Here is a 26,544-nt window from a genome sequence, read left to right as displayed (position 1 = left end):
TAGCTAATTTTTGGTTAGCTAATTTCGGCCACTACGCATCGGTTACGGCCATGCTCTTTAGCATGGTATAGCGCTTTATCGGCACATTTGTATACTTGGTCAATATCAGTACTATGCACAGGCCAGGTCGCAATACCTATAGAAATAGTGATGTTGCCAATAGTGTCTATCTTTGTTGACTCTACTGTTTTACGTAAGCGCTCTGCAATTTTAAAAGCGCTTTGGCTGTCTTCGTTAGGCAGTACAAGCACAAATTCTTCGCCGCCAATACGTGCAACAATGTCGTCTTTCCTTGATAATTTTTTAATGATGTTTGTTAAATAAACAAGTGCTTCATCTCCTTTATCATGGCCAAAGGTATCGTTAACTCGCTTAAAAAAGTCGATATCAATTTCTAATATAGCGAACGGGGTTTGCTTTAGCATAAGCTGGTTAAGTAAGCCGTTTAAGCTTCTTCTGTTATGCGTATCTGTTAAGGGATCTGTTTGTGAATCATGGCGTAACACACCAATTTTAGCTTGTAATAAAGTTACTTCTCTTAACATTGCTAATTTTAGTTTTTGACTTTCGAAATACCACGACTTCACATTTTTAAGCTTTTCTAAGCTTGAAGGATCGTCGAGTGTATTTGCGTTATCGGCTAATCGCTTTAGAGGCCTTGCTATAAAATGTGCAAATAAACCAATAAAAATGAATGTGACTAATGCCATAGGTATTGTTTGTTCAATCACTTCAATAGTTAATTTATCTAGCGAAGAGAGCGTTGATTCTAATGGTCTTTGCGCCACTATTCCCCATTTAGATAAAATAATGGGTGCGTAGCCTGCGAGCATCGGCTTATTTAAGCTATTAATAACCGTTGAAGTGCCTATTTCGCCATCTATAACAGCGTCAATCACAGCATTGTTAGCAATAACGTTGCCGATTCTGGCAGGTTCTGGGTGATATAAAATGCGCTTATTTGAGCTAACAACATAAAGGTACGAACCACCTTTGTAGTAATGTTGTTCTAAAAGCTCATTTAAAATATTTTTCTCTTTTAAATAAAGAGAGCCCCCAATATAACCTAAATACTTATCTTCAGAATCAAATAGCGGGTGCGATATAAAAACAATTAAATTATCAGCTGCCGATAAATAAGGCTCACTAATTAATGGTCGTTTTTCTTTTAGTGCTTCTATTGCTCCTGGAGACTGTATTTTTTGGCCTATTAAACTTTCAAAGTGAGGCGACGTCGCTGCAACTACGCCATGTAAATTAATCACAACAGAGTTAAAGCTATCAGTTTGGTGATTTAAACGAATGGCTTCATCGTTTAATAATTTGGAGTTATTTGGTGATTGCTCAATAATTTTAGCTGAGTATTCAAGCTGCTGAAGCGCAGACTTTAAAAAGTTATCAGTTGCGGAGGCTAGTTTTTGAGCATAGGCTAAATTACTTTTTAGCGTGTATGATGTTAACTGCTCTTTTTGAACCTGATAGGTAGAATAAAAACTCCCTACCAATGTGCTCAGTGCTGCAGAGAATGCAAGTAGCAATATAAGAAATCTTAAATTTAAAGCGGGTAGTAATTTATATAGCAAAGCTGCATTCCAAAGCACTCAAATTCAGCGCGTATTATACGAAGTTAAGTATTATACCCGTTTAAGTGTTTTTAATTAAGTTGGTTTGTTTAATTTAGCGACTATGCGTTAGGGTATGGCGTGATAAATAATATATTCCAACATTGCCATTTTTTATCCTCCAGAAAGTAATAAAAAAACCATTAGCTTCAAATGAAACTAATGGTTTTTATTTATAGTACGTATTTAATCTTACGAATTATTTTTTCTACGACGTGCGAACAACAATGGTGTAAGCAAGGCCATTAACCAACCAAATGAACCACTTGAGCTCTTATTAATAATAGACGTTGATGCAACAGCTGTATCTGTATTACCTTTGCTATCACTAACTTCTAATTGGAACGAGATAGTTTCATCGCTTGATACCTTAGGTGCATTAAATTTAACTTCAGAAGCCGAAGATAAAATAATAGTAACAGGTGTACCAGATAACTGAGTCCACGTATAAGTTAGTTCGTCATTATTTGCATCTGTTGATCCAGAACCATCAAATATAACAACATCACCTTCAGTTGTACTTGAAGTACCTGTAATTACAGCAACAGGTGCAGCTTCATTAACACCAAAGCTATAAGTAGATGAAACAGTACTATCGCCAATCGTATTTGTAAGTGTTAGCTCTTTTTCAGTTCCTACTTCTCTAGGAATTAAATCAAAACCTACAGATAGTAACTCAGTTGATTCGCCAGCCTTACGAGTAATAGTCCACTCAGCAATATTTCCGCTTACAACACCATCATTAGTTACATTGTAAGCGTCTAGCGAACCACACCTAGCATCGATGTTCTGATTATCTAAAAATACCTGCTCAATGATAAATTCGGAGCAGGTGATGAAAACTTACAGAACAAGCGCACAGTGGCAGCAGCTTTTGCTGAAACGCAGTACGTTTAGTGGTACTAATATTGAATTCTGCCAACACCATAATGTCGCTATTACGACTTATTATAAACAACGTGCTTTACTGGCAAAAGACCAGCCTAATTCCACCTTGCCAGTGCACACGCAGTGCCTTACATCATCACGTTTTGTCCAGGTAAAACAAACTACTGAAGTCTGCGCGCAAACTCGTCAAAATACGCTGCAGTTTGATACGCTAACCGGCCAACTCACGTTTCCTATCGATTTAGCGACGGCCGATATCGTTGCCATTATTAAAGGGCTAACGGTATGAGGATGTTCGTTGATGTACCCACCGTCTATTTATGTGCCGATGCCGTTGATTTTCGAAAATCAATTAATGGTCTGGCGGCGTTGGTGGAAGCAGAGCTTGAACTACCCGTGCTCAGTGGTGCGCTATTTGTGTTTTGTAATAAAGGCCGTGACAAACTCAAACTGCTTTACTGGGATAACACCGGTTTTGCACTGTGGTATAAGCGATTAGATAAGCATAAGTTCAAATGGCCCAAACTCATGTCACCCACCATGACCTTAAGCGAGCAGCAATTACACTGGTTATTATCGGGTTATGATGTGATTGGACACAGTAAAATTGATGTCGCAGGTAAGCAAATGCTTTAATATTTGCGATCGATTGATGATCATCAAAGTGAGTTCAGTTAGCACTGCAAAGCCTTTGATGATGCCTTAAAATAGGCGTCATGAAAAATGAACTCGCCCTTAAACAGCGCATTGCTGAACTTGAAAAACTGTTAGCGCAGAAGGATGCCCAGATTGCGGCATTGGAAGAGCGCTGGAGCTTGGCCCAACAAAAACAATTCGGCAAAAGTGCTGAAGGCTTTGCCGGGCAAGGCGAGTTATTCAATGAAGTGGAAGAAATTGTTGAGGAAGTTGAGGCAGAGCAACAATCCATTAGCTATACCCGTAAAAAGCCGGTGCGTAAGCCACTGCCAAAAGACTTACCTCGTGAGCAGGTTATTCACGACATCATCGACAAAACCTGTGATTGCTGTGGCGGTGAGCTACATAAAATGGGTGAAGATAAGTCAGAAAAGCTTGAGTTCATACCCGCTAAAATCAAAGTGATTGAGCATATTAGGCCTAAATACGCCTGCCGTCACTGTGATAAATCCTTAACTCAGACACAGATTAAACAAGCCTCAATGCCTGCCATGCCCATCAACAAAGGCATTGCAACCAGCAGTTTGCTCAGTCAGCTTATCACCAGTAAATACCAATACGGGTTACCGCTGTATCGCCAGGAAGCGATGTTTAAGCAATACGGTATTGAACTCAGTCGACAGACCATGAGCAGCTGGATAGACAAATCAGCCACACTCTTCGCGCCATTAGTTGAACGGCTTAAAGCCGAGTTGTTAAGGCAACCCACGCTGTTTGCCGATGAAACGCCATTAAAGGTGGTGAAATCGGACAAAGTAAACAGTTACATGTGGGTGTATTGCTCGGGTCGAGATTCACCAGACCCGAATAGTCCCATCCCTAATATCGTACTTTACGACTTCCACAATAGTCGCGCGGCCGCCTGCGTGGTCAATTATCTTGATGGATATCAAGGGTACTTGCACGTGGATGGCTATCAAGCCTATGCCAGAACAGAGGCAACCTTAATTGGCTGCTGGGCGCATGCTCGTCGTAAATTTATCGACGCGAAAAAGCTACAAGGTAAAAACAAAACCGGCAAAGCGGATGTGGTATTGAGCCTTATCCAAAAACTGTACGGCGTTGAGTCACGCATCAAAGATAAAAGTGTGGATGACAAATATACGGCAAGACAAGAGGTTAGCCTGCCTATTCTTAGCAAGCTAAAAATATGGCTTGAGCAGGATCAGCCAAATTTAGTGGGGAACAGCAAACTGATAGAGGCAGCTAATTACCTGGCAAATCAATGGCACAAGCTCATACGCTATGTTGATGATGGCCGACTTAGTATCGATAATAATAGAGCAGAACGCGCGGTAAAACCGTTTGTGATAGGCCGAAAGAATTGGTTATTTAGCCAAACGGCTAACGGTGCCCATGCTAGTGCCACCCTTTACAGCATTGTGGAAACCGCCAAGATAAATGGTCTAATCCCATTTAATTACATCTGTGCTTGCCTTGATGAACTGTGCCAGCCTGAGCCCGATATCGACAGCTTGTTACCCTGGAATTTTAAAACATAGGTGTAGTTCGCTAGACGCTCACGTTACATTGGCAATTTCTTGACCTTCGGTAACCATTGCTTTTAATGTATAAACTTTATCTGCATTGGTAAAGTTTGGCTCTATATCAAAACTTACAGATTGCGCTTTACCTGCGATCATTTCTTGATTGCCAGCAGCTAACTCAGTAGATACAGTTTCAGTTACTTCATCATTAGCAAACGATACTGTTAATGGGATTTGAACTTCTGTAGAACCATCACCTGATTTCAATGACAGTAATGAGCTACTACCGCTGTTATCAGACCATGCAACTGTTAGGTCAAACGAACCATTGCTTTCTTCAACGGCAGCACTAACAGTGTCACTTTTAGATTCGTCATTTGTTAAGATTGATACTGCACTAATTACAACTTCATCTGTTGCACCTGGTGCTGAGGCAGTGTAACCGTTTGCTACAATGTAATAAGTATCAGCTGGTAAATTAAGGAATGTTAATGACTCGTTTGAGTTAGGACCAGCACTGCTACCAATGTTATTAAACTCGCTATCTAAAACTCGTAAATCAATGTCCGGCGCTGTTGCTGATGAAGTACTAAATACTACATTCGGTACAACTTCATCAAAAGTAAGTACTACAAAGTCTAAACCACCATCTTCAACAAATACTGTTTGTGGTTCAACTAAGTTAGAGCTTTTATCAAATACACCAACTTCAATATTATTCAAACTTTTAGACATTAAATCAGTGAATGTATAAGTACCGCTTGAGCGAGATGCCGCTATTGATAATGCTTCTGGTAAATTACTTTCAGCTACTTGCACTAAAATAGGCAAATGAGCATCGGGTAAACCGGCTGAAGTTAGTTCAAGGCTACCAAAGTTCCATACATCTGCAGCAGATGCGCTTACATCAGCAGTTACAGTTACGGTTTGTGTTTCGCCTGCTTCAATATCAAAGCTAGTTGGTGAAACAGTTAATGACATATTATTAGATGTTGATACTGGAGTTGCAGTCCAGTTCGCATCTTTAGTTGCTGTAAATGTACGAGTCCAAGTACATGTATCAATACACTGTGTATTTGTCATTGAAGGAATGTTAAGTGATAAAGGAACGCCACCCGTTGCAGGGTTTGCCTTCATGTAGTTACCAAACGTTTCATCCATGATAAGACCCGTATTAGTCGCTAAATTAACGCGAATACTACCTGAGCCCATATCAAATACGTCAGCTGGTGTTGAACCGTCTTCTTTACGCACATCGGTTGTAGCCGTCATCATTAATGCTGAACGAATGTTATCTGGTGTCCATGTTGGATGTGCAGATTTTAATACTGCACCAGCACCCGAAGTATGAGGCGCTGACATTGATGTACCTTGTAAGAAGGCAAAGTCACCAGGAGAAGGGGCTGTTACATCATTACCAAAATCTTGGTCATTGTAAGCCGCGTAAATTGATACACCTGGCGCTGTAACAGAAGGAGTCATAATATCAGCAGTAGTGCTGTTAGGACCACGAGATGAGAAGTCAGCCATATCATCAGCTTGACCAACAACCAAAGTGATTGCAGGGTCGATAGAAATTGTCATACCTGAAGTAGAAGCTAATGCATCTAATAAATCTTTACCTGAGTTTTCAGATATAGCTACAGAAGGAATAGTTGTACCTTCTAAGCCTGACATAGTAAGACGTGTATCACCATCTGTATTATTGTAAATAATAACGGCTTCAGCGCCTGCAGCAGTTGCATTAGCAACTTTATCTGAGAATGCACATGCACCACGACTAATTACAGCAACAGCATCTTTAAATGAATCAGCAGCAAAAGCACTACAGCCTTCAAAATTATTTGCATCAACAGATAAAGACGTAATAGGAGGAGCCGTTACAATTTCAGTAAATATAGGACCTGTGCCGTTTGAATATGCAAACGCTTCATCGTTAAATGTAACAAAGCTATCTAATGATCTACCATGCGTTGAAGCACCAACAACAGTATACCAAGGTGCATTTTTTGATGTTGTGTACGCTTCTGGACCATCGTTACCAGCAGATACTGCGGCAAAAATACCCGCTTCTTGTGCTGCTAAGAAACCAAGTTCAGTAGAACTTGCCCAAGGGTTACCACCACCACTAATTGAATAGTTTAAAACATCAACGCCATCAGCAACCGCATCATCTAAAGCGGCAACAATAGCTGCACTAGGGCAACCTGTATATTTATCATCGGTATTACCAGGGCTACAAATTTGGTAAGCAACAATATTGGCGTGCGGTGCTACACCAGATATTTGTTCAAACGAAAATGTATCATTAACGATACCATCACTTTCTAACACACCAGTTTCTAGTGCAATTAACGGTACATTTTTTAAAATATTACCGCCTGCTGTACTTGCTGTGTGTGAGCCGTGACCGCCGTAATCTTCACCATTTTTAGCTGGCGGTGTAGTACCAAAAACTTCTACATCGTCATAGTTATCAGTAACACTTGCATACGAGCGAACGCCAATTAATTTGTCGTTACATAGTTCAACAAAGTCACCTGCACAATCACCTACGTAATTACCAGCACCCCAAGGGCTGACGAATCCCCAAAACGTGACAGGCACAGCAATTTATGATCTTATGTAAATCACCACAACCCACATAAGTCACAACTGCTATGCCTGAGACATCAGTTTGCCATAAGTACTTTAAACATGCATTAGCGCCATTCAATAATGCCAGAGTAAAAACATTACTAAGCTGCAGTAATGCATTAATTTCGGGCAATAAACTTACCTTAACTGAAATCGGCAGAAATTTGTCTGGCGCTGTGGATGTAAAACATAAAATAAAACGCGTTGATCGCTTCTTAAAAAATACTCACCTCTACAATGAAAGGGTCGCTATCTATGAAGCATTAGCTCATCCTATTATTGACTCTTTACCCATGCTTGCAATTGCCGTTGACTGGAGCGGTGCCTGTGGTCACGACTATCACTTACTGCGAGCAAGCTTACTTGTGGATGGGCGCTCTATCGTGATTTATAACATGATTGTTGAGCAGAAGGATTTTGATAGCCCAGCAACCAACAGCCTGTTTTTAGATGAACTTTATGAAGTGCTTGGACGACATCCTAGTGTCTATATTGTAACAGACGGCGGCTTTCTTACGCCTTGGTATAGTAAAGTACGCGAACTTGGTTGGCATATGATAGGTCGATTAAGAGGCTCAATGAAGTGTAAACTAGCCATGCAATCACAATGGCATACATTAAAACAACTTAGGGCTGGTGCCAGCGATATACCTAAGACGTTAGGTCAAGCACGACTAACTCAGTCTAGCCCGACAGCATGCGATGCATTTTTACACGTATATCATGGAAAAAATAAAGGAAGAAAAGGAAAAAGCAGATTTACGAAAGATACAAAAATGTATCAAAACTTAGCTAAAGAGCCATGGTTACTCGCGACATCAGACAATACAATGACGAGTAAGCGAGTAGTTGGTTTATATAGTAAAAGAATGCAAATAGAGCAAAATTTCCGCGATGACAAAAGTTTGAGATATGGTTTTTCGTGGCGTTTTAGTAAAAGCACCGGCATAAATAGAATAGGAATATTATGCTTGATAGCCACAATAGCGAGCACTGCGTTATGGTTTATAGGGTGTGAAGCAGAAAAAAGAAAGTGGCATATAAAATTTCAAGCAAATAGCGTTAAGAATCGCCGAGTTCTTTCATTTTTAACCTTAGCCAAGCAAGTCATAAAGCTATGTAAGAGACGTATTACACAAAGCTATATAGAAAAAAGTTTAAAAAACTTTATTTTGAATTACGAAAAAGAAGCCGCTGGATAAAGGAGCCTGTAACGGATTCTGTGTAACTGCCCGTTTAAAGTGGGGATCCCTCAGCCCCAAGGGTTAGTATGGTCGTAACCATCACCGCCAATGTCAGCGAATGAGTCGTGATCTGTATTTACACCACTATCAATTACACCAATAATAACGCCTTCACCCATATTCGAGGCTGAATTACCTTCGCCTTGCCATACTTGGGTGGCACCAATATGAATAGGACCGGTGTCAGTATCCATTGTTTCCATACGTTCACGTTCAATATAATCAACGCCATCTAAAGCAGCTAACTTTACAGCTTGCTCTTGAGTTAAGCGCATAGCAACACCGTTGAATGCATTTTTGTATTGATATACAACGTTTGCTTGTTTACCTAATGAAAGGCGCGCTTTAGAAAGGAAACTTTGTTGTTTATCTTCAAGGTAGTTGGTGTATTGAACCGCGTCAGTAGATTTAACATCTAAACGTAATTCATTACGTACCTGTTGCGAGCTCATTTTGCTATTAGCTAATTTTGAAAAGAGTTCTTTTTTTGCTATTTTAGGGCTTGTAGCAGCAAAACCAACAACGCTGCCATCATAGGTCGCTAACGGTAGATCTGCTAGGCGAACAATATAAGTATATTCACCAGATGCTAAATCAGGCTCAACAACGATTTTTTTTACTGCTTTAGCTACACGAGTAGCTGAAGTAGATGATGTTTTAGTTTTGTCGACTGCTGACTTTGCAAGTGCTATTTGTTGATGAACACTGCTTCCGCCGGCTGCTGAACTTAACGAAACGGTTAATAGAGCTGCTGAAACAGCTAATGCTACTAGGGTCTTCACTGAACACTCCTTGCGCTTTTGTACGCATGTAATTATTATTTTTTATGATTTATTTAAAAAATTAAAGTGAATTTAAATTAAAAATAAATAAAGCAGATTTAAAAGATAACATGTGTCATTTAAATGTAAATGTAGTGTGTTTGATTTTTGGTAGCGATTTATAGTCAATGTAAATTTCGCAGCGAAAAAGTGAAGCAGTAAATAGGTTTAAAAAAGCGCTAAAAAAATAAGTATTACTTGCGATGATACTTTTATTTGTTGATTTATAAGTATTTTTAACTGGTTTTCAGTTTTTTAAAATAGATAATCACGCAAAATTAATTGTTGGTACCATTATGTTTATTGAATGAGTTTAGCTTTACATTCGTTTACATACATATTTTTAATATTTGATTTAATCTAATGCATGTAACAATTTACGTAAATAAATGTGATGTTTTACTCATGAAAACTGCATATGTTAATACTAAGGTGATTCTACAGTGTACCTACAAACTTTTAGAGTTAAAGTATGTGCAGTGTATGCCACACTTAACCTCGAAGCGAGAGCTATAATTTAGTTATCTCGATTACTGCTGCGAATACCTTGCACTATGCATTTGTTATGGGTAATGAGTCAATCACTATAAAAAAGGCATTTTTAAAGCTTCTACTCTGCATTTATAAAAACCACTATAATTATGTATCTATAACTTATAATGTTCAAGTTTGATTAACTTGAAATTATGTGCTTATGTATAAATAAGTTACTAATAAATATAAATATTAAGCAGCTATTAAGTTTATAAAAACACCATGCTTCATGGCTTTGCAGTTATGTCTAAAAGTCGATAAGCTGTATACACTTTTATATTTTATCTAGCTTTGGAGAGCGTTTTGCTAAATAAGCGTGCTATATCTTCTATCGTTTTTTTATCTGGGTGTCTAATGCCATTACAATCTTCTTTCGCTAAATCAACACTTTCTCTTGAACAACAACTTGGGCAAAAGCTAATACTCGACTTTCGTTACTTCTGCCAGCAAGGAGTAAGTAATAAATGCCGAACTCCAATGACCGAGTTACCTAATGAGCTTGCTACCGCTATTGCAAAATACGATATTGGTGGGGTAATTTTATTTTCTGAAAACACTCAATCGATAGAGCAAACAATTGCGCTTAATAGCCAATTGCAAACAGCTGCAAGTAAATCCAGTAGTAAGCTGCCGCTATTTATATCAATAGATCAAGAAGGCGGACGTGTAGCGCGTTTACCACGCGATGTTGCCACCTCATTTACCGGTAATATGTCGATTGGCGCAACCTACAAAAAACACGGTACAAGCTTTGCGACAAAAACAGCAACAGTAATAGCTAAAGAGCTAAATTCGCTGGGTATAAATGTAAACTACGCGCCCACGGTTGATGTAAACATGAACCCCGATAACCCTGTTATTAACGTTCGTTCGTTTGGTGAAAACCCAGCATTAGTGAGTAAATTGGGCGCCGCACAGGTTGCAGGATATGAAAGCAATGGCGTGATTACCTCGTTAAAGCACTTTCCGGGTCACGGCGATACAAACGTAGATAGCCATACAGGCTTGCCTAAAGTAAACCATGCAAAAGAAGTTATTTACGAGCAAGACCTAGCACCGTTTAAACACATTATCGCCAAGCAAAACCCAGGTATGATAATGACGGCCCATATTCAATACCCAGCGCTTGATAGCACAACGTTTATAAGTGTTAATGGCAAAACTATGGTAAAACCAGCAACAATGTCGCGCGCAATCATTACTGATATTTTACGTGGCGAGCTTAATTACCAAGGAGTTGTAGTAACTGATGCGCTTGATATGGCTGGTATTAGTAACTTCTTCACGCCAACTCAAGCGGTAATAAATACGTTTGCGGCTGGGGCTGACATTGCCCTAATGCCCGTTGAAATTAGAACACCGGATGATTTAAACAAGCTCGATGACCTTATTAAAGAGCTTGTTGCAGCGGTTAAATCAAACCAACTTGATGAGCAAGAAATAGCACAATCAGCGATGCGTATAATTACGCTTAAAAATAAATTTAGGTTAAGCACTAATTTTGACCCTATTACCGCGCTCATAAATGCAAAGCAAACCATTGGCAGTGCAGCACATCGCGAAATAGAAGCGCAGCTTGCTGTAGAGGCAATAACGCAGGTTAAAAATAATAACAGTACTTTGCCACTTAATTTTAAAGCAGGAAGTAATGTTCATATTATTATGCCCGACACGCGTAAATGTATGGCAATGCAGCAAGCGATTGAGGCTATTAGCCAGAACAAACTAAACTATACCTGTAGCAGCCTACAAGGGTTTAACCCTGCACACGCAAAAGCACAGATACACGCCGCTGATGTAGTTATCGCCGGTAATGCAACACCTAATCAAAGTGCGGTCGAAATTGGCGGTATGGATGATTTAAAAGATGATTCAAATTTTGCACTTAATAATGCAGAGCAGCCCAAAGCACTTGAGTCATTATTAAATATGGCAAAGCAGAGTAATAAAAGCACTGTTTTTATAAGCCTGAGAGCCCCTTATGACATTGCTAAATTTGGCGATTATGCAAATGCCGTACTGGCATCGTATGCATATAATATTGATGTAGATAAAAACGATATTGTATCTGGCCCTGCTTTTACCGCACTTGCAAAAGTGTTATTAGGAGAAGCACCGGCTAACGGCGTATTACCTGTCACAATAAAACCGCAAAAGGCGCACTAATTTGAAACTCAATTGTGATTTAGGCGAAAGCTTTGGCGCGTGGAAAATGGGGCTAGACGATGACGTTATGCCACATATTGATATGGCTAACATTGCGTGTGGGTTCCATGCAGGTGATGCCGACGTAATGGCAAACACTCTTGTACTTGCCAAGCAACATAACGTACAAATTGGTGCTCACCCAAGCTACCCAGACAAGCAGGGCTTTGGTAGACGCTCAATGACACTTAGTGAAAAAGAGCTTACAAATTGCCTGCACTATCAAATAGCCGCTATTGAGGGCATGGCAAAAGTACAAGGTTTAACACTTAGCTACGTAAAGCCGCACGGCGCACTTTATAACGACATGATGGCTGATGAGCAAATATTACAAACCGTTATAAATGCAATTGCCAGTTACCCAATAGATTTAAAGCTAATGGTTTTGGCGACTAAAAATGCCAATAAGCACATTCAAATAGCTAAAGATTCAGGAGTTGAGGTAATACTCGAGGCATTTGCCGACAGACAGTACACCGACGACGGGCATTTAGTTTCACGACAGCTTGAGGGTAGCGTTCACAACAAAGCTGCATTACTAAAACAAGTAACTCAGCTTTTATCCGATGGCAGCGTGACAACACGAACTGGAAAAAAACTAACGCTCAACGCCCATAGCTTATGCGTACATGGCGACAACGCTGATGGCATAGCGCTTATAAAAGATATAAAAGCCCTTTGTAACTCAGCTAACTAAACTTTTACACAACCTCAAATAGAAGCTGTAAACCCCCTTTACAGCTTTAACTCATAGAGTTAAATAAGAGCTTCATCGCATCCTACTGTTAATTTAATAATCCCTAACATATAACTACTCAGCAAATTAAAAAAGTAACAACAGGGATTAAAATGAAAAAGCTTTTAACACTTAGCCTCATTTTAGGCTGTAGCAATTTAGCCTACGCTGAAACAAATACACTACAACTGCAAGACGTGTTTAATTTAGAATATGCCAATCAAATAGATATAACCGAAGACGGTAAAACTGTTTATTTTGTGCGTAACCGCATGGATATAAAAACAGATCGCAAAGTTGGTAATATTTGGTCTGTTGATTACAAAACCAAACAAATGCAACCGCTAACCTCTGGCGTGCATATGGATTATTCGCCAGTCCTCTCTCCTGATGGTCAACGCCTTGCGTTTATATCAACTCGCGATGGCAGCAGCCAAATATATATAAAATGGCTTAAAACAGGTGCTATGGCAAAAATTAGTAACTTAACGAGTAGTCCACGTTCGATTACATGGAGCCCTGATTCTAACCAATTAATATTTAGCATGTTTGTTCCAAGCGCTAATTCAGCGCCAGTGAGCTTACCAGGCAAACCAAAAGGCGCAACCTGGGCAGAGCCCGCAAAATTTATTGATGATGTGTATTACCGTTCAGATGGTGGCGGTTACACGCAAAAAGGTTTTAGCCAATTATTTTCCATAGATGCTAACGGTGGTAATGCCAAACAACTCACTGATGATGAATTTGATAACGCAGGCGATGTAAGTTTTAGTAACGATGGTAAATCACTTTATTTTTCTGCGAACAGGCACACAAACAACCAGCTAAAACCCACAAACAGTGAAATCTATCAACTCGAGTTAGCCACACAAAATATAACTAAAGTTACTGACCGAAACGGACCTGATGAGCAGCCTAAAGTATCTCCCGATGGTCGTTACTTAGCGTACACAGGTTACGATGATAAACGCACTAACTACGAAAACGCTCAGCTTTATATTCATGATTTAAAAACAGGCAACACAACTAGCTTAACGCCAGATTTTGATCGTAGCGTAGGTCAAATAAAATGGAGTGCAAACTCAAAAGGCATATACTTTAGCTATGCAGATAAAGGTCAAACCGCCCTCGCCTATCAACCACGCAGCGGCAAGCGTAAAATAATAACAACTCAAATTGGCAGTGTTGCCTTTGGTCGCCCTTATTCTGGTGGTGACTTTGATGTAAGCGAAGATGGCGAAGTAGCCTTTACCCTTGCCGATACTCAGCGCCCTGCTGATATAGCAACAATTAAACGCGGTATAGCGCAGCGTTTAACTACCCTTAATGCTGATGCTCTAGGTGATAAAGCTTTGGCTAAAGTGGAAGAAATTTGGATTAAATCAAGTCACGATGAGTTACCTATTCAAGGATGGATTGCTTACCCACCCGAATTTGATAGCAGTAAAAAATATCCGCTAATACTAGAAATACATGGCGGTCCAGTAGCTAATTATGGCCCACATTTTAGCGCTGAAATTCAACTGTTTGCAGCCAAAGGTAATGTCGTTTTATACATGAACCCACGTGGTAGTGATTCATACGGTAAAGAGTTTGCACAAACTATTCATCACAATTACCCAAGTAACGATTTTGACGACTTAATGACGGGCGTTGATGCGCTAATAGAGAAAGGGTTTATTGATGAGTCTAAATTGTTTGTAACTGGCGGTTCTGGCGGCGGCGTGCTAACAGCTTGGATTGTAGGTCATACCGATCGTTTTACTGCGGCTGTAGTTGCCAAACCGGTTATTAATTGGATCAGCTTTGTACTAACTGCCGATTTTTACCCGTTTTTTGCTAATTACTGGTTTCCGGGTAAACCGTGGGATCACATTGAGCACTACATGAAACGCTCGCCCATTAGCTACGTAGGAAACGTTAAAACTCCTACTATGTTGCTCACTGGCGAATCTGACTACCGTACACCAATATCAGAAACTGAGCAGTTTTATCAGGCATTAAAGTTACAAGGTGTTGATACTGCAATGGTGCGAATACCTGATGCATCGCATGGTATTACAGCCCGCCCATCAAACTTAATGACTAAAGTTGCTTATATTCAATGGTGGTTTGATAAACACACTAAATAATAAACTTATAACTCAAATAAAAGCCACTTTAAATAAGTGGCTTTTATATTTACCGCCGTAGCATTCGAACTGTAAACCCCCTTTACACTTCTGTGACAGTTAAATATCGGACTTAGCTAAAACTTCAGTTAGTAAAATTTCGGTTTATAGCATTTTTTGTAACTTGAGTTGGTAAAAAATCGGTTTGAGTCACTGTTTATAGTCTCTCAGTTAGTAAAATTTTGTTTTATCGCACGGAGAAGTTAGTAAAAAATCGGTTTATAAATTCGCTAAGTTTGTCTATTAAAGCAAAAATCAGTCACTTACCTGCCTTTTAAAGTTGTTGTAAACGCTTTTTACAGCAAAATCACCCCAAATATGCCGTTTTATGAAAGGTTAGTTAAACTCTGATCTGTAAATTCACTCAGGTAGTTAAATAGTGATCCAACATGATTTGGCAAGGGCGTGTTGAACTTTGGTGGGTTAATTTGCAGCAGTATGTTTGGTTTTTAGGCAAGGCGGAGCTTATGTAGTGTGGTTATTCCCCATGAATAGGCGATAACGTAGTATAAATACCAAACATGCGCTGCCCTTTGGGTTCTTTCTAGGGACGATAAACTCTTTGTTGCTCGGTTTTTACTTAGCCCACTAGGTTACAAACCTCGCGCCGCGATTTAATCGCCCCTAGATTGAACAAATTTCAATCCACAAAGATCAACACGCCCTAGTTAAAGTCTGATCTGTAATTGTGCTTCAATGTTTAAACTTTGTTTAAAACAATAAAAAAGGGCCTATTGGCCCTTGAGTAACACTATCTAGTTAGGAATTAAAACTGGTTCATGGTGTTGTCTTCACCACCGGCTTTTAGCGCGTTATCACCAGAGAAGTATTCTTTGTGTGTATCGCCCATGTTAGACCCTGCTAGGTCTTGGTGCTTAACAGAAGCTTGCTCGCGGCGAATTTCTTGGCGTTGTACATCACGTGCATAAGCCAGCATACCCATATCGCCAAAGTAACCTTCTGATAAAATATCAGTGCTTAGCGCAGCTGTATGGTACGTAGGCAGAGTAATTAAGTGATGGAAAATACCTGCTTCACGTGCGCCATCGCGCTGGAAGTTTTGCACTAGTAAATCGGCTGCTTGTGCAAGCTCTGTTGCATCCATTTCTGGTGCCATAAGGCCTTTATTATCGCCAAGGCTTGGGTAAGCACTAAGGTCACGGCCTGCTTCTTCCCACTCTTGATACACTTGCTCACGAAACTTAAGCGTCCAGTTAAATGAAGGCGAGTTGTTGTATACCAGTTTTGCATTTGGCACGTGTTCTTTTACACGATTTACCAGTTCTGCAATTTGCTTAACATGAGGTTTTTCTGTTTCAATCCACAGTAAATCAGCGCCCGACTGCAAGCTAGTAATACAATCTAATACTACGCGGTCTTTTTCAGTGCCTTCGCGGAACTGGTATAAACCGTTATCTAGGCGAGTTGGTTTACATAACTGGCCATTAATTTTCATTGCCGTATCGCCTTCATTTAAATCATCAACACCGTTAATTGGCGTAGTTTCTAAAAATGCATTGTATTGGCTTGCTAAGTCACCTGGTGTTTGCGACACAGGTACTTTTTGAGTAAGGCTGGCGCCTAATGAATCTGTACGTGCCACAATAATGCCGTTATCAATACCTAGCTCTAAAAAGGCGTAACGTACTGCGTTAATTTTTGCTAAAAAGTCTTCGTGTGGAACGGTCACTTTACCCGCTTGGTGACCACATTGTTTGGCGTCAGATACTTGGTTTTCTATTTGAATGGCACATGCACCGGCTTCAATCATTTTTTTAGCCAGTAAGTAAGTTGCTTCTTCGTTACCAAAACCTGCGTCAATATCAGCAATAATTGGCACAACATGGGTTTCAAAGTTGTCTATTTTATCAATAACAGCTTGAACATCGCCTCCGTTCGCTTTTGCTTCATCTAGGTCGTTAAACAAGTGATCGAGTTCACGTGCATCTGCTTGCTTTAAAAATGTGTAAATTTCTTCAATTAATGCAGGTACCGATGTTTTTTCGTGCATGCTTTGATCTGGCAGCGGACCAAATGCAGAGCGAAGCGCTGCAACCATCCAGCCACTTAAGTATACATAGCTGCGTTTAGTTGTTTTTTGATGGCGCTTAATAGCCATCATCATTTGTTGGGCAGTAAAGCCATGCCAACACCCTAAAGATTGCGTGTATTGGCTTGTGTCGGCGTCATATGCAGCCATATCTTCACGCATTACGTCTGCTGTGTATTGCGCAATTTCAATCCCAGTACGGAAACGGTTTTGTAAACGCATGCGGCTTGCGTATTCAGGGTTAATAGCTTTCCATGCGCTGCCTTGTGTTTGGCAAAGAGTAGAGAGTGTGTCTGTTTCGCGTTGATATGTTGTCATAATAAAATCCTTCGAACGAGTGTGTAAATTATTTTAATGTTGTGAGAGTGGCTAGGAGTGTGTTCCGTAGCGCTTAATTCAACATTAGGCTCATTTTTTAGATTTAGTAAATTTATAGTTGTTATTGTGGCTATACATTTTGTGAATGGCTAAAAAGCACTCAACATTGCTTTTTTGAGTTATTGTTGCCTTACGCACAAGCACACAACAACATCGCGACCGTTTAAAGGAAGGCAACTATGTCCCACACTCTCACACATTCAGGACTCAGCGTAGATACACAACTCGCTGATTTCGTTAAAAATCAATTACTCCCTGGCACTCACTTAAGTGAGTCACAATTTTGGCAAAGTTTTGCACATATCGTTCAAACACTTACCCCTATTAATAAGGCACTGCTTGAAAAGCGAGAGCTGCTTCAACAGCAAATAGACGACTACCATCTTGCTAATAAAACCTGGGATAGCGCTAAATACCAAGCCTTTTTGAAAGATATTGGCTATTTAGTTAAAGAGCCTGCCAACTTTACAATTGAAACCCAAAATGTAGAGCCCGAAGTGGCCCTTACAGCAGGCCCTCAGCTGGTTGTGCCTGTAAGTAATGCACGCTTTGCACTTAATGCCGCTAACGCACGTTGGGGTTCGTTATACGACGCTTTATACGGTACAGATGTGTTAAGCGAAGACGATGGAGCCGAAAAAGGCAATACCTACAATCCTGTTCGTGGTTTTAAGGTAATGGCCTACGCTCGCCAGTTTTTAGATAAAGCATTGCCGCTGACCAATGGCTCGCATATAGAAAGCACTAATTATTCAGTAGTAGATGGCGCACTTTTAATTACGTTACGTGATAGCTCTCAAACCACATTAGCTGACCCATCTCAGCTTATTGGCTATCAAGGTGAAGCACAAAACCCAACCGTAGTGTTATTAAAAAACAATGATTTACACATAGAGCTACATATCGATCACCACCACATTATTGGCCAAGCAGATAAAGCAGGCTTAAAAGATGTAGTGTTAGAGGCCGCGCTTACAACCATTATGGATTGTGAAGATTCTGTAGCTGCGGTAGATGCAGAAGATAAAGTACAAGTTTATAAAAATTGGCTTGGTTTGATGCAAGGTAACTTAGTTGAATCGTTCAAAAAAGGCGATAAAACTGTAGAGCGTACTCTGCAAAGTGATAAAACATACACCGCACTTGATGGCGGCACCGTTACTTTAAAAGGCCGTAGCATGATGTTTGTAAGAAACGTTGGCCATTTAATGACGAACCCTGCTATTACCGATGTGTTTAATCAACCGGTGTTTGAAGGCATTATGGATGCGATGTTTACTGCCACCGCTGCCCTGCACGACCTAAATAAAAAAACAGGTATCAAAAATTCAAGCGCGCAAAGTATTAATATAGTAAAACCAAAAATGCATGGCCCTGAAGAGGTAGCGTTTACTAACACTTTATTTAGCTTAGTAGAGGAAGCGCTAAGCTTACCTAAAAACACGCTTAAAATGGGTATTATGGATGAAGAACGCCGTACTTCTGTAAACCTAAAAGCCTGTATTTATGCAGCTAAAGAGCGTGTTGTATTTATAAATACTGGATTTTTAGACCGCACAGGCGATGAAATTCATACCTCTATGCAAGCGGGCGTTGTGCTTCCAAAAGCACAGATTAAGCAGCAATCATGGATACAAGCTTATGAGGATCGCAACGTCGATATTGGCCTTGCTTGTGGCTTAAGTCATAAAGCACAAATAGGTAAAGGCATGTGGCCAATGCCAGATAAAATGGCATTAATGATGGAGCAAAAACAAGCTCACCCTAAATCAGGCGCTAATACAGCATGGGTGCCCTCCCCTACAGCCGCTACTCTGCATGCAATGCATTATCACGATATAAACGTATTTACCGAGCAGCAAAGTATAGCTAAACGTGCTATTGCGAGCCTTAATGACCTGCTTACACCGCCGCTAATGACAGATGCTAAAACGCTTTCAAAAGAAGATATTCAAAGTGAGCTAGAAAACAACGCACAAGGTATTTTAGGTTACGTTGTACGTTGGATTGATCAAGGCGTTGGTTGCTCAAAAGTACCCGACATTAACCATATCGGGCTAATGGAAGATAGAGCAACACTGCGTATTTCAAGCCAGCATATGGCTAATTGGTTGCTAAATGGCGTGTGTTCACAGGCGCAAATAAAATCAACAATGGCTAAAATGGCCAAAGTAGTTGATGGTCAAAACGAGCACGACACTGCGTATACACCCATGGCAATAAACGAAGAAACCCTTAATAACAGCATTGCGTTTCAAGCTGCACTTGCACTGGTTTTGGAGGGTGTAACACAACCTAGTGGTTACACTGAACCACTACTACATAGCTACCGTATAAAATATAAAGCACAAAAAACGAATACGCTTTAACCGCTTAAGCAAAGTTCAGATTAAGTGCTAAACCAGCTTTTAAGCTGGTTTTTTATCGCCTAAAATTAGAATAACATCACTTTTAAGGCATTTTAAAGGTATATAGATAATACACATGAATATCTAACATTTATTCAAACGTAAAAAAGCGTGTTTTGCATACACAAAACACGCTTTTTAAATCTTTTAGCTAGGGCGTGTTGATCTTTGTGGTATGAAAAACAAACAGCATGAAGATAAGGTATAATTGAATTCGCCAGAAAACTTTACACCGAACCTACATGCCAAGATTAATGTTAACAGACGGGACATGGAATGTCTTATCAAAAGTAATGTACTTAAGTGGTCGAATTTATAATAAGCCCGACCATAGAAAAACGCTCGAAGGCATACTGTATAAGATGCGCACAGGTATTCCATGGCGAGATTTACCTTCTGATTTTGGCCGTTGGAGTGCTATCTACAGACGGTTTAATTTATGGTCCAAAAAAGGGATTTTGAATGAACTGTTTCTCGCATTATCTCGTGATGCGGACATGGATTGGGTCTTCATTGATGGCAGTATTGTCAGGGCTCATCAACATAGTTGCGGTGCAAGAACTGCTGACAATGAATCAATTGGAAAGAGCCGAGGTGGAAATTCTACGAAAATTCATCTTGCAGTCGATAGCGGAGGGTTGCCTGTTTATTATGAATTATCCTGTGGAAATACGCATGATATCGTCCATGCAGAGTCACTCGTAGCTAATTGCCCAACAAGTAATATGGTTGTCGCAGATAAAGGCTACGACAGTGAAAAACTGAGAGCGTTTGTTCGTGATAATAACGCTACACCCGTTATTCCACGTAAGGGCAACAGTTTAGTAGGCAATGAAGATATTGACTGGTGCATGTACAAATATCGGCACTTGGTTGAGAATGCATTTGGCCGTATTAAGCAATATAGAGGGATAGCCACGCGGTATGAAAAGCTTGAACGAAATTATCATTCAATGCTCGCTTTAGCATTTACTATGATGTGGCTACCAATGTGGGCTGATTGATATATGTACTACAAAGATCAACAGCCCCTAATTAAATCTAATTTTTTACAATAGCATTGTGATAAATATTTTGTACATCGTCACAATCTTCAAGCATATTTATAAATTTATCAAAGTTAGCAATAACTTCTTCGTCTTCAATTTCAATATTAACTTGAGGAATAAACGTAATTTCGTCTACTTCAAAGTTAATGCCTTCAAATGCGTCTTCAAGGGCTGTTTTAGCTTTAAAGTATTCTGTTGGCGGTGCAAATACCGATATTTTACCGTCCTCGGCTTCAACATCGCTAACATCAACATCAGCCATCATTAATGCTTCTAATACTATTTCGTCGTCATCACCCGCAAAGCCAAGTACCGCATAATGATCAAACATATGTGCTACACAGCCAGGAGTACCAATTTTTGAGTCTGTTTTAGTAAATGGCAAACGTACATCTTTAATTGTACGGTTCGGATTGTCAGTTAAACAGTCAACAATAACCATGCAATTACCTGGGCCATAGCCTTCGTAACGGGCAACAGAGTAATCTTCCCCTGCACCACCGGCTGCTTTTTCAATTGCTTTATCGATAACGTGCGCTGGTACTTGGTCTTTTTTAGCTTTTTCGATTAGACGGCGTAGTGTTTGATTTACTTCGGGATCGGGATCGCCACTTTTTGCTGCAACGTAAATCTCTTTACCATACTTTGAGTTTACTTTTGTTTTTGCATTGGCTGTTTTGATCATAGAACTTTGACGAACTACAAATGCTCTGCCCATTTTGTGCCCCTAATGAATACGTTACGTTTTGCGGTATTTTACCAATTCAAAACGTATTGGGCTAGGAACAAACGTTATTTTGTAATTTAAATAACATAGCACTTATTCTTAAATAAATTTAATAGCACCCTATTTAACATAACTCTATTTTTTCAGAATAACTCTCAACTAATGTCACTAATTCAACAAAGTCATGTAAAACGTAATCTGCCTGATCGGCATAAGCAGGCGTTGACTCTGGAGCGTATAAACACGCGCGCATATTTGCATTGTGCGCAGCTTGAATGTCGTAAAGGTAATCGCCTACATAAAGTAAATTTCTGGCGTTAATGTTCCAAAGTGTAGCAATGGCATTTAAAGCGCTGGGATCTGGCTTTGCTGGGGCATCGCTTCGCGTTAAAACTGTGCTGATAGGGAGTGGATTATTTTGTAATTTAATTGCCGCTGCTTTATCAAAATTGCGAGTAACAATCGCCATCGGAATATTTTTAGACTTTAAAGCATGAATAGCTTCACTCACACCAGGTAATATACTGGCATGTTGTGCATCTATTAATTCGTGTTGGTGAACTATATTCATTGCCTCTTCACGCATATACGGTGAGGGCAACTGAGCAATGTAATCAAGTAAGTCTTGCTCGCAAGGGCAACCTATTTGGGCCTTTATTAATGCAAAATCTAATTTAGATGAAACCAATGTTCCATCTAAATCAAAAATCACTCCAAAAATAGCCTCAACCTGAGTAGTCATATCATTCCCTGAATTTAGTTATTACTAAATGAAATTTAAACATAAAATTCTCTACTGCTTATGCCCTAGGCCGGTAAATACAAAGGGATAAATGAAACTAACTATATTTAAATATTAATACGCACCATTATCAATCTATTGATAACAAAGTAATTTAAGTGCTTGATATATCATGCGCAAAAAAAGGTAAATATACAAATTGAACTCACAAATTTTACGTAAATTTACAAATAACAGATCAAACATGAACGCAGTTTAAACGTATGAAGAAAACGCGCACATAAACAACTGCTGTGCGCGTCGGTTGGGGAAGTTTTAAATATTAATTTTGCTCAAAGCGGGCTTCGAGCCAAGTATCATCTTGAGCAAAGTTTAAAGTTTTAATCTTACCTTTGCCCTCAACGTTTACCATATTTACCTGAGATGGCCATAAATCACGAAGTGCGCCATTACTCATTTTAATTCCTTCAATTCCTGCAGGAATTGGTGCTTCTTGGTAAACCCAAAAAAACTTACCATCAACTTGTGCCCCTACAAAGCTAAGTGGTAAAGGTTCGCCACTTAACGTTTGTAGAGCAACATGCGATTCAACATACTTAGCAAAACGTTGTTGGTCGGCTTTATTACTAATAATATCAATTTTGCCTTTAAACAATGTTCCTACGGCGTGTTCAGTATCATGTAAATAAAAGCGATGCATTAATTCAACATTATGCGTTCGTTTATTAAAAAGTACGGTTGTAACTGACGACTTTAGTTGATGCGCCATACTTGGCGCAGCAACTAAAAGGCAAACAATAATAAGCAAAAAGCGCATTATTGCTGCTCCTCACCGTCATCCTTTTCGTCTTTCTTCTCATCAGTTTTAAGCTCAGTTTTAATATCTTGCATGATATCGCGACTTACTTTAGCTTTACTCTTTTCCTTTTTAAACACTTCAATACGTGAAGGAATAATACGACGAGGGTAGTTATTGTTTTCAACATCTACGTCAGCTGTTTCCCAGCCTGGGTCAACAGTAACTGATACAAGCGGTTTGTTTTTATCGGTAACAATCAGCTTTTGAACGTTTTTATAATTACGACGCCAAATTTCAGCAGGAATATAGCGCTCTTCTTTAGTGCCATCTTCATATGTTAGCTCTAATAAAATAGGCATTACCAAACCACCAAGGTTTGAAAATTCCATAACGTAATAGTTTTTATCTTCTTCTAAAGCACGCTCAAGCGTTTTACGCTCCCACGGCTCTAAGCCTTTTAAAAACTTATTGTACGAGTTACGTTCTTTATTGGTTACAGTAAAACGGTCGTTTTCGTCATAAAAATCGGTAACATCAGAGTTTTTCTCAACCCATGTTTTTTTACCCTGTGCGCGGTTACGCTCAACAAATAATGAAGTAGGTTTGTCTGCTTCAATATCACGTAAACGGCTGTAATCAATATCAGGGTTTTTAGTGTCTAAACGTAGTTGATATACTTTATCTAAAGAGATATCTACATGGTCTGTGGTGTAAAACCAGCCACGCCAAAACCAATCTAAATCAACACCAGAGGCTTCTTCCATTGTACGGAAAAAATCAGCTGGAGTAGGGCGCTTGTATTTCCAGCGCTGAGCATACTCTTTAAATGCAAAGTCGAATAAGTCACGACCTAAAATTACTTCACGTAAAATATTAAGGGCTGCTGCAGGTTTAGTATAAGCATTAGGACCTAAGCGTAATACACTGTCTGACTGAGTCATAACAGGTACTTGGTTTTCAGACTTCATGTAGCTCACTATATCGCGAGGCTCAACACCCCAAGGAATAGTAGGATCCCATTCACGACCAGCAACGCCATCTAAAAAGCTATTTAAGCCTTCATCCATCCACGTCCATTGGCGCTCATCTGAGTTAACAATCATTGGAAAGTAAATATGACCCACTTCATGAATAACTACGCCAAGTAAAAAGCGTTTTTCAGCTTGAGAATAAGTACGTGTACCATCATCTTGTAACTTAGTACGCGGGCCGTTAAAGGTAATCATTGGGTATTCCATACCGCCAACAGGGCCATTTACCGATTGCGCAGTTGGGTATGGGTAGTCAAAAGAATACTTAGAGTACACTTCCATTGTGTGTACTACCGCTTCAGTTGAGTACTTCTCCCATAAGTCACCACCTTCTTTAGGGAAGAACGACATTGCCATAACTAAAGGTTGAACGTCACCACCTTGCTGATAACCCTTTGCATCCCACATAAACTTACGAGACGACGCCCAAGCAAAGTCACGTACGTTTTGCGCTTTAAAGTGCCACGTTTTAGTTTTGTCGGTGCCTTCTTTTTCGTTTTCTAGCGCTTCTTCTGCGTTAACAATAAACACAGGACGCTTAGATGTTTCGGCTTGCTTTAAACGTTTACGCTGAGTACTTGTAAGTACTTTGCTCGCGTTATCAAGTTTACCTGTTGCCGATACAATGTGATCTGCCGGAACAGTAATCTCAACATCGTAATCACCAAACTCAAGCGTAAACTCACCAGAGCCTAAAAACGGCTTGTTTGTCCACGCTTCGTAATCGGTATAAGCCGCTAAACGAGGAAACCACTGAGCAATTAAGAATATGTCGTTGCCGTCTTCTTCAAAGTGCTCGTAACCAGAACGTGCACCCACTGCATCTTCTTCAACAATGTTGAAGGCAAAGTTCATGCTAAATTCGACTTCTTTACCTGGTTTTAATGGCTCGTTTAAATCGATGCGCATTAAGGTATCAACTACAGTTACGCGTAGCTCTTTACCATCGTCATCTTTTACGCCACTGATTGTATAACCCAGTTCGTTGTCGCTCATAAATTGCTGACGACGTAATTCACCTAAACTTAATTTAGCGGGCTTTTGAGCTGGTAGGATTTCTAAAGTGCTTTTAAATGTTTTAGTTGTTTCGGCAATAGAGTCACTTTTAAAAATATTTTGATCTAACTGTAACCATAAATATTTAAGCGTATGTGGTGAGTTATTTTTATATTCAATGCTTTGGCTACCGGTAATGCGGTGCTTTTGTTCATCTAGCTTCACATCAATATCGTAATTTACACGTTGCTGCCAGTATTTTTCACCTGGTTCGCCAGCGGCACTACGATAAACATTGGGTGTAGGAAGTGCTTCGTCTAATTGACGAAATTTATCAACAAAAGAACCTTTTGTTTGTTCAACCGAAGACGCCATAGCTGCACTCGATATTGCGAATGGCAATACAAAAGCACTTAGCGTAAGACTTATTTTTTTCATTGTTAGTCCTAATATAATTTTGTGAGCGTACTTTGACAAATATACCAGTTAGCTTCAATAAATTAGCGACCAAGTACCGTATTTTTAGGGTGATGTTCACTTAGTTTTTTAGATTGAAAAATACAATTATTTTGTAACAAAATACGAATAGATAAAAACTGTAAAGGGGGTTTACAAAATTGGGTTTTAATAATGGTTTTGATCGGTTAAATACAAAGTCCCAGAACTTAAAAAAATATCATTCATTTTATATATATTGCTAAAAAAGTATTGCTTTGACATTACCAGGTAAACCATTAATCCTACGTATAAGTATTACTAATTCGCAACAAGTAAAATGGCCTAAAAGCCCTTTCTACTGAACAAAAACACAGTGAAACGAGTAAATAATTGGCTCAAATATTGCCGAACTTCATTAATATTCGCTATTTGTACGATAAATGACAAATAGTGTAATTTTAGGTTGATCTTTAGCGCTGTTTATATTTAAAATCGCCAACCTTTTTATTTGAGGCAAATAAATTCGTCACATTTATCCTCAAATTAATATCGATTACTAGCAAGAAATGCGGTGGGCTTATGGATTTTTACATCCTAAAAAAACAACAAGAACTAATTGCGATTCCAGCAAGTGAGAATAACTGTAAGCAGTATCTCGATTCGGGTTATTTTTATATCGATAAAGTAGCAGCGTGCAACGAAACTAATGCACTAAAGGCGCTACACGCAAAACAAACTAAAACGTTAAAAATTCCATTATTAATGGCTCTTTTAGCATTACCGGTTGTTTTTTCAGCTTGGTACAGTTTAACCTAACGTAATGCATGTCTTAGGCTTGCATCTTTAACAGCCTTGGGTATATTGGCGCTCTTACGGTTTTATTAA

19 protein-coding genes are annotated in these 26,544 nt (G+C 39.5%); 10 read left to right on the top strand and 9 right to left on the bottom strand.

Annotated features, from left to right (window positions below):
• Positions 1-14: 14 nt before the first annotated feature.
• The gene (locus tag RB214_RS18815) at positions 15-1,538 is read right to left on the bottom strand and encodes a sensor domain-containing diguanylate cyclase (RefSeq protein WP_309169086.1); all 1,524 of its coding nucleotides are present in this window, start codon (positions 1,536-1,538) and stop codon (positions 15-17) included.
• Positions 1,539-1,814: 276 nt separating this feature from the next.
• Positions 1,815-2,159, bottom strand: a complete 345-nt coding sequence (locus RB214_RS20500; RefSeq protein WP_375144350.1) for a GlyGly-CTERM sorting domain-containing protein — start codon at positions 2,157-2,159, stop codon at positions 1,815-1,817.
• Between the two features lie 298 nt (positions 2,160-2,457).
• On the opposite strand from RB214_RS20500, the gene RB214_RS18810 reads away from it, so the two are divergent.
• The 3 genes from RB214_RS18810 (at position 2,458) to RB214_RS18800 (ending at position 4,708) form a co-directional block, all read left to right on the top strand.
• The gene (locus RB214_RS18810; protein WP_008467385.1) at positions 2,458-2,799 is read left to right on the top strand and encodes a hypothetical protein; all 342 of its coding nucleotides are present in this window, start codon (positions 2,458-2,460) and stop codon (positions 2,797-2,799) included.
• On the top strand, positions 2,796-3,146 hold the full coding sequence (gene tnpB / locus RB214_RS18805; protein WP_010554756.1) for an IS66 family insertion sequence element accessory protein TnpB: 351 nt from the start codon (positions 2,796-2,798) through the stop codon (positions 3,144-3,146). The genes RB214_RS18810 and tnpB overlap by 4 nt, the downstream gene beginning before the upstream one ends.
• Before the next feature lie 80 nt (positions 3,147-3,226).
• The gene (locus RB214_RS18800) at positions 3,227-4,708 is read left to right on the top strand and encodes an IS66 family transposase (protein WP_309169084.1); all 1,482 of its coding nucleotides are present in this window, start codon (positions 3,227-3,229) and stop codon (positions 4,706-4,708) included.
• A gap of 18 nt (positions 4,709-4,726) precedes the next feature.
• Here the strand turns inward: RB214_RS18800 and RB214_RS18795 are convergent, their stop codons facing one another.
• Positions 4,727-7,300, bottom strand: a complete 2,574-nt coding sequence (locus tag RB214_RS18795) for a S8 family serine peptidase (RefSeq protein ID WP_309169082.1) — start codon at positions 7,298-7,300, stop codon at positions 4,727-4,729.
• 53 nt (positions 7,301-7,353) lie between these two features.
• Here RB214_RS18795 and RB214_RS18790 point away from each other — a divergent pair, with 53 nt between their 5' ends.
• Positions 7,354-8,532, top strand: coding sequence for an IS4 family transposase (locus RB214_RS18790; RefSeq protein ID WP_309168668.1), 1,179 nt, complete (start codon positions 7,354-7,356; stop codon positions 8,530-8,532).
• A 50-nt stretch (positions 8,533-8,582) separates the two neighbouring features.
• Here the strand turns inward: RB214_RS18790 and RB214_RS18785 are convergent, their stop codons facing one another.
• Positions 8,583-9,356 (bottom strand): S8 family serine peptidase, encoded by a 774-nt coding sequence (locus RB214_RS18785; RefSeq protein WP_309169079.1) that lies wholly within the window; start codon positions 9,354-9,356, stop codon positions 8,583-8,585.
• A 927-nt stretch (positions 9,357-10,283) separates the two neighbouring features.
• On the opposite strand from RB214_RS18785, the gene RB214_RS18780 reads away from it, so the two are divergent.
• The 3 genes from RB214_RS18780 to RB214_RS18770 all read left to right on the top strand — a co-directional run bounded on the left by RB214_RS18780 (position 10,284) and on the right by RB214_RS18770 (position 15,002).
• Positions 10,284-12,095: a glycoside hydrolase family 3 protein gene (locus RB214_RS18780; RefSeq protein ID WP_309169077.1), complete on the top strand. Its 1,812-nt coding sequence runs from the start codon at positions 10,284-10,286 to the stop codon at positions 12,093-12,095.
• A 1-nt stretch (position 12,096) separates the two neighbouring features.
• Positions 12,097-12,831, top strand: coding sequence for a 5-oxoprolinase subunit PxpA (locus RB214_RS18775; RefSeq protein WP_309169461.1), 735 nt, complete (start codon positions 12,097-12,099; stop codon positions 12,829-12,831).
• A 152-nt stretch (positions 12,832-12,983) separates the two neighbouring features.
• Positions 12,984-15,002 carry a S9 family peptidase gene (locus tag RB214_RS18770; RefSeq protein ID WP_309169460.1) on the top strand — a complete coding sequence of 673 codons (2,019 nt, stop codon included), beginning with the start codon at positions 12,984-12,986 and terminating at the stop codon, positions 15,000-15,002.
• Positions 15,003-15,807: 805 nt separating this feature from the next.
• On the opposite strand, the gene RB214_RS18765 is transcribed toward RB214_RS18770, so the two are convergent.
• Positions 15,808-17,409 carry an isocitrate lyase gene (locus RB214_RS18765; RefSeq protein WP_309169459.1) on the bottom strand — a complete coding sequence of 534 codons (1,602 nt, stop codon included), beginning with the start codon at positions 17,407-17,409 and terminating at the stop codon, positions 15,808-15,810.
• Positions 17,410-17,648: 239 nt separating this feature from the next.
• On the opposite strand from RB214_RS18765, the gene RB214_RS18760 reads away from it, so the two are divergent.
• A complete protein-coding gene (locus tag RB214_RS18760) occupies positions 17,649-19,838 on the top strand; it encodes a malate synthase G (RefSeq protein WP_309169458.1) in 2,190 nt (729 codons plus the stop codon).
• Between the two features lie 281 nt (positions 19,839-20,119).
• Entirely contained in the window at positions 20,120-20,881 is a 762-nt protein-coding gene (locus RB214_RS18755) for an IS5 family transposase (protein WP_309169457.1), read from the top strand.
• A gap of 37 nt (positions 20,882-20,918) precedes the next feature.
• Here RB214_RS18755 and RB214_RS18750 read toward each other — a convergent pair whose 3' ends face one another.
• The 4 genes from RB214_RS18750 to RB214_RS18735 form a co-directional block, all read right to left on the bottom strand.
• On the bottom strand, positions 20,919-21,644 hold the full coding sequence (locus tag RB214_RS18750) for a YebC/PmpR family DNA-binding transcriptional regulator (RefSeq protein WP_024591562.1): 726 nt from the start codon (positions 21,642-21,644) through the stop codon (positions 20,919-20,921).
• Between the two features lie 133 nt (positions 21,645-21,777).
• Entirely contained in the window at positions 21,778-22,395 is a 618-nt protein-coding gene (locus tag RB214_RS18745; protein WP_024605825.1) for an HAD family hydrolase, read from the bottom strand.
• A 322-nt stretch (positions 22,396-22,717) separates the two neighbouring features.
• Positions 22,718-23,212 carry a DUF6702 family protein gene (locus RB214_RS18740; protein WP_024605824.1) on the bottom strand — a complete coding sequence of 165 codons (495 nt, stop codon included), beginning with the start codon at positions 23,210-23,212 and terminating at the stop codon, positions 22,718-22,720.
• On the bottom strand, positions 23,212-25,659 hold the full coding sequence (locus RB214_RS18735) for a M1 family metallopeptidase (protein ID WP_309169456.1): 2,448 nt from the start codon (positions 25,657-25,659) through the stop codon (positions 23,212-23,214). The genes RB214_RS18740 and RB214_RS18735 overlap by 1 nt, the downstream gene beginning before the upstream one ends.
• Before the next feature lie 579 nt (positions 25,660-26,238).
• Here RB214_RS18735 and RB214_RS18730 point away from each other — a divergent pair.
• Positions 26,239-26,475, top strand: coding sequence for a hypothetical protein (locus RB214_RS18730; RefSeq protein ID WP_002959190.1), 237 nt, complete (start codon positions 26,239-26,241; stop codon positions 26,473-26,475).
• The last annotated feature ends 69 nt before the right edge of the window (positions 26,476-26,544 follow it).

It is taken from the genome of Pseudoalteromonas sp. HL-AS1 (assembly GCF_031198785.1).
Classification (GTDB): Bacteria; Pseudomonadota; Gammaproteobacteria; order Enterobacterales; family Alteromonadaceae; genus Pseudoalteromonas; species Pseudoalteromonas distincta.
Note: the sequence above shows the minus strand (reverse complement) of the source record. Positions and strands in the feature narration are given on the sequence as shown.